The organism is Acinetobacter sp. YH12239, from assembly GCF_013417635.1.
GTDB lineage: Bacteria > Pseudomonadota > Gammaproteobacteria > Pseudomonadales > Moraxellaceae > Acinetobacter.
This window is the reverse complement of record NZ_VPDP01000004.1, coordinates 60,467-74,471: the sequence shown is the minus strand read 5'-3', so window position 1 is coordinate 74,471 and position 14,005 is coordinate 60,467. Positions and strand designations below refer to the sequence as shown.

The 14,005-nt window shown below is 38.0% G+C and carries 14 protein-coding genes; 9 read left to right on the top strand and 5 right to left on the bottom strand.

Translation table 11 applies throughout. From position 1 onward, the window contains the following. The first annotated feature begins 101 nt into the window (after positions 1 to 101). The 5 genes from FTV17_RS06105 (at position 102) to FTV17_RS06085 (ending at position 5,154) form a co-directional block, all read left to right on the top strand. On the top strand, positions 102 to 1,247 hold the full coding sequence (locus FTV17_RS06105) for a DcaP family trimeric outer membrane transporter (protein WP_257219895.1): 1,146 nt from the start codon (positions 102 to 104) through the stop codon (positions 1,245 to 1,247). Positions 1,248 to 1,760: 513 nt separating this feature from the next. After that, complete coding sequence (gene gltS, locus FTV17_RS06100) at positions 1,761 to 3,008, top strand: sodium/glutamate symporter (RefSeq protein WP_179998595.1); 1,248 nt, start codon at positions 1,761 to 1,763, stop codon at positions 3,006 to 3,008. 130 nt (positions 3,009 to 3,138) lie between these two features. Continuing rightward, positions 3,139 to 4,134, top strand: coding sequence for a patatin-like phospholipase family protein (locus tag FTV17_RS06095; RefSeq protein ID WP_179998590.1), 996 nt, complete (start codon positions 3,139 to 3,141; stop codon positions 4,132 to 4,134). 154 nt (positions 4,135 to 4,288) lie between these two features. Next, positions 4,289 to 4,468 carry a hypothetical protein gene (locus tag FTV17_RS06090; RefSeq protein WP_035268348.1) on the top strand — a complete coding sequence of 60 codons (180 nt, stop codon included), beginning with the start codon at positions 4,289 to 4,291 and terminating at the stop codon, positions 4,466 to 4,468. Between the two features lie 170 nt (positions 4,469 to 4,638). Next, positions 4,639 to 5,154 (top strand): acyl-CoA thioesterase, encoded by a 516-nt coding sequence (locus FTV17_RS06085; RefSeq protein ID WP_179998589.1) that lies wholly within the window; start codon positions 4,639 to 4,641, stop codon positions 5,152 to 5,154. A gap of 31 nt (positions 5,155 to 5,185) precedes the next feature. Here FTV17_RS06085 and FTV17_RS06080 read toward each other — a convergent pair whose 3' ends face one another. After that, on the bottom strand, positions 5,186 to 5,410 hold the full coding sequence (locus tag FTV17_RS06080; RefSeq protein WP_180028077.1) for a hypothetical protein: 225 nt from the start codon (positions 5,408 to 5,410) through the stop codon (positions 5,186 to 5,188). Between the two features lie 352 nt (positions 5,411 to 5,762). Further along, positions 5,763 to 5,993, bottom strand: coding sequence for a hypothetical protein (locus FTV17_RS06075; protein WP_035268355.1), 231 nt, complete (start codon positions 5,991 to 5,993; stop codon positions 5,763 to 5,765). Between the two features lie 581 nt (positions 5,994 to 6,574). On the opposite strand from FTV17_RS06075, the gene FTV17_RS06070 reads away from it, so the two are divergent. The 4 genes from FTV17_RS06070 to sbmA all read left to right on the top strand — a co-directional run bounded on the left by FTV17_RS06070 (position 6,575) and on the right by sbmA (position 9,951). Beyond that, the gene (locus tag FTV17_RS06070; protein WP_179998588.1) at positions 6,575 to 7,576 is read left to right on the top strand and encodes a GTP-binding protein; all 1,002 of its coding nucleotides are present in this window, start codon (positions 6,575 to 6,577) and stop codon (positions 7,574 to 7,576) included. A gap of 102 nt (positions 7,577 to 7,678) precedes the next feature. Beyond that, positions 7,679 to 8,209 (top strand): YaeQ family protein, encoded by a 531-nt coding sequence (locus tag FTV17_RS06065; RefSeq protein ID WP_179998587.1) that lies wholly within the window; start codon positions 7,679 to 7,681, stop codon positions 8,207 to 8,209. A gap of 38 nt (positions 8,210 to 8,247) precedes the next feature. Further along, positions 8,248 to 8,586: an FKBP-type peptidyl-prolyl cis-trans isomerase gene (locus FTV17_RS06060; protein WP_035268363.1), complete on the top strand. Its 339-nt coding sequence runs from the start codon at positions 8,248 to 8,250 to the stop codon at positions 8,584 to 8,586. 165 nt (positions 8,587 to 8,751) lie between these two features. Beyond that, a complete protein-coding gene (gene sbmA / locus FTV17_RS06055; RefSeq protein ID WP_179998586.1) occupies positions 8,752 to 9,951 on the top strand; it encodes a peptide antibiotic transporter SbmA in 1,200 nt (399 codons plus the stop codon). Between the two features lie 70 nt (positions 9,952 to 10,021). Here the strand turns inward: sbmA and FTV17_RS06050 are convergent, their stop codons facing one another. The 3 genes from FTV17_RS06050 to salA all read right to left on the bottom strand — a co-directional run bounded on the left by FTV17_RS06050 (position 10,022) and on the right by salA (position 13,766). Then, positions 10,022 to 10,912 (bottom strand): LysR family transcriptional regulator, encoded by an 891-nt coding sequence (locus FTV17_RS06050; protein WP_373687191.1) that lies wholly within the window; start codon positions 10,910 to 10,912, stop codon positions 10,022 to 10,024. Positions 10,913 to 11,035: 123 nt separating this feature from the next. Beyond that, a complete protein-coding gene (locus tag FTV17_RS06045; protein ID WP_179998584.1) occupies positions 11,036 to 12,400 on the bottom strand; it encodes an MFS transporter in 1,365 nt (454 codons plus the stop codon). 58 nt (positions 12,401 to 12,458) lie between these two features. Continuing rightward, on the bottom strand, positions 12,459 to 13,766 hold the full coding sequence (salA, locus tag FTV17_RS06040) for a salicylate 1-monooxygenase (RefSeq protein ID WP_179998583.1): 1,308 nt from the start codon (positions 13,764 to 13,766) through the stop codon (positions 12,459 to 12,461). Between the last annotated feature and the right edge of the window lie 239 nt (positions 13,767 to 14,005).

Here is a 14,005-nt window from a genome sequence, read left to right as displayed (position 1 = left end):
CTGGACAAAATGACTCCAGATGAGTTTTACTATGACCAGCTACCACAACAAAATAAGGTAGCTTAACTAGAGCAGAGTATCACTTATAAATAAGCTTTTAGTTGTTCAAACAAGTGGGACCACCTCTAAAAGCTTTAATTCAACAGCAACATCAAGTACAACAACAGCAGCAAGTACAATTGGCTGAAGTTAAAGCTCAACCAGTAGCAGCAGCGCCTACAAACTTAAAAACTAAAGCAGGTGCTGAAGTGAATCTATATGGTTTTGTACGTGGGGATGCAAACTATATCATTGAAGGTGCTGATAATGACTTTAATGCTGTAAACAGCGTTGGAACGAGTAATAATCCGTTAGTTGAAGATAAATTACGTGCAACGGCTAAAACAACACGTCTCGGTTTAGATTTCAAATCTAAAGTAGAAGGGGCTGATGTTGGTGGTAAAGTAGAAGTGGACTTTGCAGGCTCAAATGAAGCACTACGTATTCGTCATGCATACTTAACACTGAATAATTGGTTATTCGGTCAAACTACTTCAAACTTCTTGTCAAATCATGCCCCAGAAATGATCGATTTTGGTACCAACATTGGTGGCGGAACAAACCGTTTACCGCAAGTGCGTTGGTCTCATAAATTAGCGCCTACAACTCAATTATTTATTTCAGCTGAAGAGGGTAATTCTACTGGAGATGGTATTAAATATCGTCTTCCAACTTTAACTGCAAAAGTTACGCAAGCTTATGCAGAGGGTAAAGGTAATGCTTCAGCTCGTGCCTTAATCGAAAATTATAAATCTGATACCGCTGGTGATGATAAGACTGGTTTTGGTGTAGCGATCGGTACAAATTACCAAATTAGCGAACCACTCAAAGTATCTGCTGACGTGTCTTATGTAAAAGGGAACAGCAACTATTTATATGGCTCAAATAGTGCTTATGTTGTCGATGCAAATAACAATATTGAACAAAATGAGTTTATTGCAACGCAACTTGGTGCTACATATAAGTTCTCACCTCAGTTACGCTCAACACTGGCTTATGGCGCACACTATGCTGATGACAGCACGGGATATGCTAAAACTAACCCAAGTGCAAATGAAACTGTTCAACAAGCATGGATTAATTTCATCTATACACCTGTGAAACCTGTTGATCTAGGTGTTGAATATATCAATGGTAAGCGCGAGACTTTCGCAGGTCAGAGCTTTAATGATGACCGTGTAGGCTTAATGGCGAAATACAGCTTCTAAGCATGATTTATAAAAAAACCGAGCGTAGTCTCGGTTTTTTTTTATTCACTTGTCATTCATCAGTTCAGACTAAAGAATGTCTGAATTTTGCTGATTGAATAAACAAAAGTAATGCGAATTATAAAAAAAAGTGCATAATGTTCGGCTTAAACAGTGAGCAGTCCTGATCATCAGGAATTTCTTAATCATTTTAAGTTCACTAAAACATATTTAAGTGTTTGTTTGAGCCATAAATCAATTGTATCTAGCCAAACGTATGTCTAAGAATAGAGTGCGTTTTGAGCAACTGATTTATTTTGAAAAGTGTATGTTTTTTATTAACAAGATTGAATCCAATGAAATCGAGGAATTAATATATTGTTACTCAATTAAAAAATTTATCTATTCCTTTAGATAATCAATATTGAATAAGGATATGTTTATTTTTGGATGTGAGATTCGAAATAAATCTTATTGATTAAAAAACAAGCATAATATGAATTAACAGTCATCTGTATTTGCTGAGAATTAATGATGGAATTTACTTTTAACGCTTTTTACACGTTAATTGCTGCAGTAATAGTTTTATTGCTTGGCCGTTTTCTTGTCAACAAAATCGACTTCTTAAAAAAATATAATATCCCAGAGCCTGTAGCTGGTGGTTTGGTTGCTGCCATAGTTTCGTTAATTGTTCACAATTTGTGGGGATACAGCATCACCACGAGTAGTGAATTGCAAACCAGTTTTATGCTGGTGTTCTTTGCTTCTATCGGTTTAAGTGCAAACTTCGCCAAACTCAAAGAAGGTGGTATGGGACTGGTGATCTTCCTGATCTGTGTCGCATCATTTATTATCGTACAAAACTTTGTCGGTATGAGCCTTGCAACGTTACTTGGTATTGATCCACTTATTGGTTTAATTGCAGGTTCTATTACCTTAACGGGTGGTCATGGTACTGCTGGTGCATGGGGTGAGATTTTAGAAGTCGAGCATGGTATTCAAGGTGCTTTAGCACTGGGTATGGCCAGTGCGACATTTGGTTTGATTATTGGTGGTTTGATTGGTGGTCCATTAGCGAAATTATTGATTAATAAGCACCAGCTTTCATCACCAGTGACTAATTCGGTTGAAAAAGACACACGTGATGCGAATACAATTGCAAATCCGAATGATCAAGGCGAGTTTGTGCCTTTTGAAAACCGTAATCAAGTTCGTTTAATCACTGCGGATAATGCGATTACCACATTAGGTTTATTTGCTGCGTGTTTGGCATTTGCTGAATTTATGACAGGTTATAGTAAAGGCACTTGGTTTGAGCTTCCAACTTTCGTTTGGGCATTAGGTGGTGGTGTTATCCTGCGTAACATCCTCGAAGGTCTCATGAAAGTGGAAATCTTCGATCGTGCAATTGATGTATTTGGTAATGCCTCTTTATCGTTATACCTAGCAATGGCACTTCTTTCACTTAAGTTGTGGCAATTGGCTGATCTTGCAGGCCCATTGGTTGTGATCTTAACAGCTCAAACCTTGACTATGGCATTGTACGCAGCATTTGTCACTTTCCGTGTGATGGGTAAAAACTACGATGCAGCAGTTCTTGCAGCAGGTCACTGTGGTTTCGGTATGGGAGCAACACCAACAGCTGTTGCAAACATGCAGGCGATTACAAATATGTATGGTCCTTCACATAAAGCATTCTTAATTGTACCTTTATGTGGCGCATTCTTTGTTGACTTAATCAACGCAACAGTGATTCAGATGATTCTAAAATTCTTTGCTTAATCTGAAGATTTTTTAAGAAAGTGTCATACAAAAAGCCCCTCATCTGGGGCTTTTTTGTCATAAAAAATTCATACAGACGACCTGTCAATGATATGCTTTCATTCAGTTTTGATTTTTAATTTCTGATGCAATGAAGAAGTTTGTACTCCTGATTTCCCTCTTGTCTTTGATTGGCTTACAAGGCTGTCAACAGGTTGTAGCCAAAGCTCAGCTTTCTAAATCAGTGTCTACACCTTTGGTGGATGCTTCATCTCATATCATTAAAAATAAGCATAAGAAAACTGATGCTCCGAGTATTGCATTGGTGCTCGGGAGTGGGGGAGCGCGAGGTTATGCACACATTGGTGTCATTGAAGTTTTAGAGCAACGTGGAATCAAGCCTGATTTTATTGTTGGTACCAGCGCAGGGAGTATAGTCGGGTCAATATATGCCAGTGGAAAATCAGCAAAATCGTTACGTGAAGTTGCATTAAATATGCAAGTCAATGATGTACGTGATTTTAACATTGGTATTCAAGGCTTTTTTGATGGCGCTAAGGTTGAGAACTATGTCAATAAACAAGTGGACTTTATGCCCTTAGAACAGCTTCCTATTCCAATGTATGTGGTGGCAACAGAGTTAAAAAATGGAAATTTAACAGTATTTAACTATGGTAATACTGGGCAAGCAGTGAGAGCTTCTATCTCTATTCCAAGCATGTTTATTCCAGCTAAAATTGCTGATAAGGATTATGTTGATGGTGGTTTAGTAAGCCCTGTACCAGTCAATGTGGCGAGAGAGTTGGGTGCAGATATTGTGATTGCCGTTGATATTTTGGCACAGCCTGAGCACACAGAAACCTCGAATGTGTGGGGGATGTTTAATCAGAATATAAATATTATGCAAAATAAGATCGCGTATAACGAGCTTAAAAATGCAGATATTGTGATACAGCCAGATCTAAGAGAAAAAGCACATATCTTTGATGTTAAAGGTCGTGAAAATACGATTCAAGCAGGCATGACTGCGGCATTGAATAAAGTTAGTTTATTGGATCAGATACGTCATCGGACGATAGGACAATATGATGCTCATCAATATCCTGCCCATGATGATAGTAAAAGAGCTGTTTGTTTAAATTGCTAAATTAAATCAGATCTTAATTGTCTCATAAAATATATAAAAAAAATAAGTAAAATCATTGTTATAAATTGAATGATTGGTATATTGGGATGATAAAAACGAGGGGTGGTACTTCATCTCACCCTTATAAAGATGAAATATAAATTTAAGGTGTAGTGTGTCAGTTTTTCAAGTTGGTCAAATTGTTTATTTAGCGTCAAATTCAGATATTACATTCGAAATAATACGAATTAACTATGATGAAACCTATGAAATCCAAGTCAAGAATCAAGCATCGTTAAAGTTAAAATACGATAATATTTCTGCTGAGATGCTTCGTTTAGTCAAAGATGAATAAATTTTAAGCAAATTTATCATAGCTTCTGAGAGTGAACGATTTCCTCTGATACTTTTAAGCTATCAAGCCTTGAAATTATTGGAGTTTGTTTCTGATTTAAACATTTTATAATCAAGAAAAAAGTTATAATAGTGTATTAAATCTCCTGTCATGATTGAGTTCTAATATTTATGTCCGAATTTAACCAAGCGTTACCGCTTGCAGATGATCAGTCTGAATTAACGATGTCTGTATTAATGACGCCGGATATGGCGAATTTCTCAGGTAATGTACATGGTGGAACAATTTTAAAGCTGCTTGACCAAGTTGCTTATGCGTGTGCAAGTCGATATTCAGGTTCTTATGTTGTAACTTTATCTGTTGATAAAGTGAACTTTAAAGAACCAATCCACGTGGGTGAGTTGGTGACTTTTTTAGCCAGTGTGAATCATGTGGGGCGTACCTCAATGGAAATTGGTATACGCGTTGAAGCACAAAATATTCAAAAACGTACGGTACGACATACCAATAGTTGTTATTTCACTATGGTCGCTGTGGATGAAAATGGGAAACCAAAACAAATTCCACCGCTAAACCTAGATAATGACTGGAAACGCTGTCGTTTTGAAGCTGCTGAGCATCGTAAAATTGCTCGTTTGAATGAAAATCATCATCCTTCTTGCAGCATATATAAGAAATCGGTTTAAGAAAAAAGACTTCACATGGTGAAGTCTTTTTTTATGGATTTTGTAGCTTGGCGAGGGTATGTCCATCGACAATCATGTACCAGTTGCCTTGTGCATCCTTGTAGGGTTGACGAGTGACAATAAATTTCGTGTTGATAGGACCTAAACCTGTTTCAAATCCAGTATCTGAAAACTGTTTAATTGGAGCTGAAACGGCGGTTTTTTTACTGAGCTGATTGTTACTATATTCTATACGACCATTAGCAGTAATATTCAATTGAACACGACTGTCCGCGCTAATCCAATGTCCTACATAATCCAGTTTATCCTCTGGTAAAGGTTTGGAACATGCAACCAGCCATAGGCTGAGTATAACTATCCCAAGAAATTTCTTCATTTTCATGTCACGAGCTTAGAATTAAATTGGCTTTTTGGTTAAAATATGTGATTTATTTATCATTTATATCGTTTTATAATAATTATGTATAGGTGTTTATCGTAATTTCTAGAGAATTATTCAAAAAAACAGGCATAAAAAAAGTAGAGCTGTAGCAAAGCTCTACTTTTAATCAGATCAAGCCATCGGGGGAAGACTTGGTCTAAAATTCAGTCAATTTATTTTTGATTAATTACTGAGCAGGTTGAGCTACAGGAGCTTCAGTACCTTCTTCAGCTGCAACCTCTGTACCCGGTTGAGCAGCTGTTGGTTGACCAGCAGCAGTAGTTTCAGCATTCACTGGTTGTTCTTGAGAAGAAATCAACACTTCCTGTTTTTTTTCATCTTTTGCTTCTGTTGCAGCAAATGTTGAGAAAGCTGTGAAGGCAAGTGTAGTTGCTAATAAAGTTTTAACTAAATTCATGAGTGGCATCCTTATTCAATAAAATAAATTAGAATTTAATCTCATAAGCTTTCCGAGGAGAGAAGCGAATATGAAATTAAATCTAGATCATCGCGTAAAATGTTAAAAGCTGAATCGCATCTAATACGGTTAGCGAGTCAACGAAATTCATCCTAAGTCCAGAAGCTCAATTGGGCAATCAATGCAACAAAGCGAAACACGATAGTTAACGCACGACTAACAAACCAAGGTGTAATGTAGTTTTTTTGTCTCAATGAGAGTCAATATGCCTTATAAAGTTGTCAAAAAATATGTCATGGTGAAGAAAAAAACAGCAATTTTTTTACGTAGTTTTACATTTGAAAAGGTTCGATTAGAAAATCAAAATTGAAGTTTTGAATTAAATTCAGAGTAATGATCTGTGAAATAGATTTACATATTTTCAATTTTGATTCAACAGTTCACTTATCCTATTTAATTCCAATCATTTAGTCTTTTGAATTCATGCATTCATATAAATTATGAGGAAAATTATCCTAGACTTGTTTTTTAGATAAATTCCGACAAGAATCCGTACACCTCTTCAAATTCAGAGATCCATTTTGAAAGTACTTGCAACTCAGTCAGTGCCTACACATATCATTACAGGTTTTTTAGGTGCAGGGAAAACCACGCTTTTACAACAACTTCTCAAATTTAAACCTAAAAATGAGCGATGGGCTGTATTGATGAATGAGTTTGGTCAAATTGGCGTTGATCAACAGTTATTGCCAAATAATGATGGCTATGAAATCAAAGAGCTATTGGGTGGATGTCTGTGTTGTACAAGTCAATTGCCAATGCAAATTGCATTGTCTCGGTTATTACAAGAATCTCAACCAGATCGACTCTTTATAGAGCCGACAGGGTTGGGTCATCCTGCACAGTTGGTGGAACAACTGACTGAACCACATTGGCAACATCTAGTTGCGATGCGTTCTGTAGTGACCGTGATTGATGGATCTCGTTTACATGACCCAGATTGGATGAAGCAAAGCTTATATCAAGATCAGTTAAACGCGGCTCAAGTCGTGGTTGTCTCCCATGCTTCAGACATGAATGCACTGGATCGAAAACAATTGTTTGATTTAAAACAACAATATTTAGCTTATATTTCACATTGGCTTGAAGCTGATCAAGGTAATATTCGCTTAGAACAAATTGATTATCCTTATGTGGGAATTCAGCGTTCAATTCAACCTTTATTCAAGGTTCAACGTCAGTTCAAAGCTGATGAGGAAATGCCAGCCGTAAAGCAACTGCCGTATCATTACGTCGAACAGGCTCAAGGGTATATTGTAGCAGGGTGGAAGCTTCCAAAACGCTGGCAGTTTGATTTTTATGAATTATTAGACATCCTTTGTGAGTTAAAACACTGGGTACGTATTAAAGGCATCTTCAATACCAACCAAGGTTGGATGACATTCAATTTCAATCCTAATCAATTCAATTACAAATCAGGCGAAGAGAATATTGATAATCGGATTGAAGTGATAACCCAGCAGAATCTAGATTGGGAGCATTTAGAGCAATCAATTCTTAAGGCACGAATCGATGATCAATAAAATCGTTAGACCATTCATTTAAGAATGCAGATGGATTGAAATGCATTTTCTCAATGTGCGCTGAATCGGGTATGCTTAGCACCAAATTTGAGGATACCCCTTATGGCGTTAAAAGCGACGATTTATAAAGCAGATTTAAACATAGCCAATATGGATGTTCATCAATATGGTGACTATCAGTTAACGATGGCTCTACATCCGTCGGAAACGATTGAACGTTTGATGGTTCGAGTATTGGCATATGCTCGTTTTGCAGATGAGCATTTAGAATTTACCAAAGATTTATTTGAAACTGATGAGCCAGCACTTTGGCAGAAAGATTTAACAGGTCAGTTGGAAAAATGGATTGAAGTGGGTAGTCCAGACGAAGATAAAGTAAAAAAAGCGAGTGCGCGTTGTAAAGAAGTTGCGGTGGTCACTTATGGATCATCAGTGGATGAATGGTATAAGCGCAACAATAAATTGAAAACATTGAAAAATGTGCAAATCTGGCAACTCAGTGAAAAAACAACGGCACAAATCCAAGCATTGTGCGAACGTACAATGCAACTGCAATTGAATGTGATGGATGGCGAGTGGACATTGATTTCAGATCAAGGTCAAGCTGAGATTGAGTGGACTCAATTACAGTAAGCCACTAAGATTTTAACGATTAAATTTGGAGTAAGCACATGACGGCTGAATTAGAAATTATTGACTTGGTGGTAGGTGAAGGTAAAGAGGCTGTAAAAGGTGCTTTAATTACCACTCATTATACTGGTTGGTTGGAAGATGGTACGAAGTTTGATTCATCATTAGACCGTGGTAATTACTTTGAGACTGTGATTGGTACAGGTCGTGTCATTAAAGGTTGGGATCAAGGTATTATTGGAATGAAAGTTGGGGGTAAGCGTAAACTTATTGTGCCTGCACATTTGGCTTATGGTGAGCGTAAAATGGGGAATATTATCCCAGCCAATTCTAATCTAATCTTTGAAATTGAATTGTACGATGTAAAAACTCGCGATTAATTAAAGTCGATCAAAAGCCCTGCATTGCGGGGCTTTTTTATGTTACAACAATGCTGAGCGTGTAATAGATATAACAAAAAATTTCTAAAAAACGCACCGACTCAGCAGAATTAGGATTACTATTCAGAAAATTCATTCAAACAAAATTAGGGATATAAGCGCTGAATGTTTAAGTCATTTTTTCCGAACCCAAAGTGGTTTTTTTTCTCTGTCGTCTTATGGTTTTTTATTAATATCGCTTTATGGTTTTTTGCGGATGGAAAACAATGGGGCGAATATTTAGGTTTTCCTCAAGGTTATGCAGAAGCTGAACTTGCGATTAATATCAGTCGTTTTTGGTCACCGCAATTTTTGTGGTTCTATCTATGGTTCTTGGTGGCGACCGCCTTATTTGCACTGTTTTGGAAAATAAAATCAGACAATCCGTGGCAGCGTTGGTCAGTATGGGGATCTGCATTTATCCTTTTTAATATTTGGTTAACAGTACAAGTCAGCGTTGCTGTGAATGCATGGTATGTACCATTTTGGGATTCTATTCAACAGATTTTAAATTCTGGTGGTGGTGAGGTGGATAAACTCTATGCGGAATCATGGACCTTTATCAGCTTGGCCAGTATTTCAGTGACATCAGGCGTCATCAGCGCTTTCTTTACCAGTCACTATATTTTTAGATGGCGTACAGCAATGAACGAATACTATGTTCAGCATTGGGAGAAATTGCGTCATATCGAAGGTGCTTCGCAACGTGTACAGGAAGACACCATGCGTTTTGCAACGATCGTTGAGGATTTAGGGGTTGAGTTAGTCCGTGCAGTACTGATGTTAATTGCCTTTCTTCCTTTATTATTTGCATTGTCTGCGAAAGTGCCTGTTTTACCATTTATTGGTGAGTTGCAATATTCTTTAGTATGGGCTGCGATTGGATGGGCGGTATTTGGTACTGTCTTATTGATGGTGGTGGGTATGAAACTGCCAGGATTAGAATTTAATAATCAAAAAGTGGAAGCGGCATATCGTAAAGAGTTGGTGTACGGCGAAGACCATGAAAATCGCGCACAACCTGCAACCTTAAAACAACTTTTTAAGAATATTCGTGCTAACTATTTTAAATTATATTTCCACTATGCCTATTTCAACTTGTTTGCACGTTGGTATGGACAACTGGATAATCTCTATATGTTATTTGTGTTGTTCCCCGCGATTGCAGCAGGCCTGTTGACGCTGGGATTGATCCAACAAATTATGGGCGTATTCAATCGTGTTCGTGAGTCATTCCAATACTTGGTGAGTTCATGGAAAACGATTATTGAGCTACTTTCTATCCGTAAACGTCTAAAAGCATTTGAATCTATTTTGGATAAGTAGTGTCCATCATGGATTTAAATTATTAAAAAAAGGCTCGTATATACGAGCCTTTTTATGTCTGAGTGGGAACTTAGAGCGTGCTAAAAATATTTTTTAGAATCTTACAAAACCACTTACGTGCGTCTAAGTCATCCTTATGGTTATACCAGTTAACACTGACATTGAATGGGCGAACCTCAAAAGGGAGTTCAAAAATTTGTATATCCGTATGCTGCTGATAAACTTTCGCGGCTCTCGAAGGCAAAGTAACCAGAAGTTCTGAGTGTTTCACCACGTTCTGCAAAACACTGAAATGTGGGACTTCAAGCATGATCTGACGAGAATGACCGAGTTCTTTTAAACGCTGATCAATTTCAATATGACCAGTACTCGATTTGATCGCAACATGTTTTTCCGATAAATAGTCTTCCATACTGAGTTTGTGCTGTATGCGAGGGTGCTCTTTTTTAGCGATACAGACATAACGTTCCTCAAACAAATTTCGAGATTCAATATTGGGCATAATGGTGTGACTGCTATTAAAAACGGCTACATCTAAAAAGCCTTCAACCAGCCATTCCTCTACTTTTTCTGAGTGAATTTCCTCAATTTCAAGTTTGATATGGGGAGCATGTTGTTCTAAATATTCAATCAGCGAGGGAAGTAAACAAATTTCTCCTAAATCAGAAATGCCTAAACGAAATACTTTTGAAGAGGTTAGCGGGTCAAAATGCTTGGCAGAATCAATCGCCATATCAATTTTAACAATCGCTTCGTAGAAACTTGGATAAAGACTTTGTGCAAGCTTAGTGGGTTTAACACCAAACTTATCGCGTACAAAAAGCTGATCGTTCAGCATTTTCCGCAGTCGATTTAAATTATAGGTGACAGAAGGTTGGCTGAGATTCAAACGCTCTGCGGCATGACTGATATTTTGAGTTTGATAAATAATAATAAAAACTTTAATCAGACTTAAATCGATCAACTTTACATTCCTTGTAAATATTTAGAGACAGTCGCTATATCGAATAACCACTGTAACAAAAAAAGAGAGAGTTAACTCTCTCTTTTATTTTTAATGACTTACATGTTATTGATGAATCATCTACTCATAAGCCACGTTTTTAACGCCGTTTGCTGCGCCTGCAATTTTTTTATTGCGCAGATGGATCGCAGTCACACTGATCACTGCAATCATACAAGGGATAGATAAGGCAATGAAATTATATTGCACTGGCAAATTAAGGCTAAGTAACCATCCACATAAGATCGGACCCAAGATCGCGCCTAAACGACCTACGCCAAGTGCCATACCTAGACCTGTCGCACGTATGTTAGATGAATAATACTGTGATATATAAGCCAATAATAAAATTTGTCCGCCAATCGATGCTGCACCTGCGACTGCTACACAGAAGTAAAGCACCATGGTTGGTAAGTTATAGCTTAACAAGAATAGGGAAATTGCGCCGCTAACAAACAAGGTACAAAGAACTTTAGGTAAACTGAATTTATCAGCAAAAAAACCACCAAAAATTGCACCCAGCATACCACCAATATTGAGTGCAAATAGGAATACTAAACTGGTTGAGAGGTTGTAGCCTGCTTCCATCATCAGTTTAGGTAACCAGTTACCAAGCGCGTATACCAATACCAATGCCATAAAGACACTTGCCCAGAATAGAACAGTAGTTACACCACGACTTTCAGTAAATAAGTCTTTTACTGGTGATTTAGACGACTCTTGGTTTTCTTGATGCAGACTAATGCGCATATCAGCAGGAATTCTTAGATTTGTGTCAATTTGTTCTAAGATATGAGCAGCTTCTTTATGCTTATTTTGACGAACCAAGTAATCGATGGATTCAGGCAATAACTTCCAAATGATTGGCAATAGAATGAGTGGAATACCTGCAATCATAAACATGATTTTCCAGCCAAATTGCGGTACTAGCCACATGCCTAAAATGGCAGAACACATTCCGCCTACAGCGTAACCACTAAACATCAATGACACTAAGGTGGAGCGTAAACGCTTAGGCGCATACTCTGTCATTAGTGTAATAACGTTCGGCATCACGCCACCAAGACCTAAGCCAGCAATAAAGCGATAGATTCCGAACTCTTGAGGATTGCTCGCTAGGCCACACATCACGGTAAAACCACTAAAAATGACAATACAAACTGCAATCAGTTTTTTACGGCTAAAGCCATATTTTTCAAGTTTGTCACTCATACTGCCAAAAATGATGGCTCCAAACATCATGCCAAAGAGGGCAAGACTTCCTAAGAAGCCCGCCGTCATTGGATCGATTGCCCATTCTTGCATGAGTTTAGGCAGTGCCACACCGTAGATGACTAAGTCATAGCCATCAAAAATAATAATCAATGCGCTGAGTAAGATGACTCGCCAGTGAATGGCTTTAAGTTTGGCATGATCAATAATTTCATTTGCATTTAACGTATTCATGGAGACCTCCCTGGTCAATGAATCGGTTGATAACAGTCCTGTTAATGTTTTTGCTTATTTATATGGCTTCAGCCACGAGATGTTTCTCGATCGCTTGGCCTAAGCGTTGTTGTGCGAGTACAACGTCTTTTTTTAAATCGTGTTGCCATAACCAATCAAAACGGTGTGCCAAATGTTGACCTACACTGTCAAAGTCTGGATATAGGGGTGAATATAATTCGTAAATCTCACCAGATTCGCGTGACGTGTTTTGTACACGGATGGCACGCTCTTTGCGCAGTTGCTCATAGACATGAGAGAGTTGTGCAAGGTCTTCAGTGCAGATTTGCGCTGAGTGATGTTCCAGATGTTTGAATAATGCAGAAAGAATTAAAGCATCTTCAAGACCTTGACCAGCACCAGCTCCTTGGTGTGGCAACATCGCATGTGCTGCATCACCAATCAAAATGACATTGTGTTCGCTGTTCTGATAGGTCTTAAGTGGCTCAATCTCATGAAGTGCCCAGATGGTAGGTTTTTCAATCAAGTTCAGTAATGCGCGACAGCTCTCACTCCAATCCGCAAAATCAGCCAGCATTTCATTTTTGGTTGTTGGTCGTGTCCAAGGAGTCCCTTCTGGCAGAGTTGTATTCTTGCGATCTGACTTAAAGGCAACAATATTAATCTCTTCACCTTTACGAATAGGGAAAGTTAAGATGTGTTTGTCTTTCCCCAATAACATTTGTGGGACATCTGCAAGTTCAGGATCGTGTCCAAGTTCTGCAATGACCTGTTTAAAATCTAAATACTTGATAATGCCGCGATAAGCCCATGTTCCTGAAAATTGAGGATCAACCTTTGGAAGTTGATGCGATGCCAATACATGATCACGCACAACAGAATGGATACCATCACAACCAATCACGTAATCTGCTTCAACCACTTCACCATCTTGGAATGTTAAACGAACTCCAGCGCTCGAAGCTTCAACAGATTGCACACGTTTATTGAAATGTGCATTTTGTGAAGGAACGAATGGAATAAGTGCATCTAAAAAATCAGCACGATGCACTGAAGATTGACCGACTTGAGGTGCGATTGAAGCCGATAGGTATTCATCGGTATAGCCATTACGCCATTGGAACCAGATATCTTGATAAGGCGCAGCAACTGTATCCGCAATGGCGTGATATTCTTCACCCAAGCCTAGAAGCTCAATTGCTTTAACAGCATTGGCACCAAATGAAATGCCTGCGCCAATTTCTGAAAACTGTGCTGCTGACTCATATAAATGCACATCAAATTTTTTATTTTTTACCAGGTTGGTCATTAAAGCTAATCCAGCAATACCACCACCAATGAGCGCAATCTTAATTCTTCTTTCCATGATTCAATTCCGAGTTGTTTGCCCTGAATAAGATCATTACTGATTTTTAAATACTTATCCAATTTATATTTTTTGGTAAAAACTATTTAAAAAATTGATAGTTTGAATTTGACGTCATTCCCACTGGTTTTGAAGCTTTATTGTCAATATATGATCATTCATGTGCATGATTTAGCAAATTTACTACCTAAATTTTCATGTGCTTACTTGTTTTACAGTGTATCTGTAGGGAAATGCGT

Coding starts and splice junctions, on each gene's coding strand:
- FTV17_RS06075 (WP_035268355.1), bottom strand. CDS start 5,993: ATGAATTTAGTTAAAACTTTATTAGCAACTACACTTGCCTTCACAGCT.
- FTV17_RS06085 (WP_179998589.1), top strand. CDS start 4,639: ATGTCCGAATTTAACCAAGCGTTACCGCTTGCAGATGATCAGTCTGAA.
- FTV17_RS06095 (WP_179998590.1), top strand. CDS start 3,139: ATGAAGAAGTTTGTACTCCTGATTTCCCTCTTGTCTTTGATTGGCTTA.
- salA (WP_179998583.1), bottom strand. CDS start 13,766: ATGGAAAGAAGAATTAAGATTGCGCTCATTGGTGGTGGTATTGCTGGA.
- sbmA (WP_179998586.1), top strand. CDS start 8,752: ATGTTTAAGTCATTTTTTCCGAACCCAAAGTGGTTTTTTTTCTCTGTC.
- FTV17_RS06060 (WP_035268363.1), top strand. CDS start 8,248: ATGACGGCTGAATTAGAAATTATTGACTTGGTGGTAGGTGAAGGTAAA.
- FTV17_RS06065 (WP_179998587.1), top strand. CDS start 7,679: ATGGCGTTAAAAGCGACGATTTATAAAGCAGATTTAAACATAGCCAAT.
- gltS (WP_179998595.1), top strand. CDS start 1,761: ATGGAATTTACTTTTAACGCTTTTTACACGTTAATTGCTGCAGTAATA.
- FTV17_RS06045 (WP_179998584.1), bottom strand. CDS start 12,400: ATGAATACGTTAAATGCAAATGAAATTATTGATCATGCCAAACTTAAA.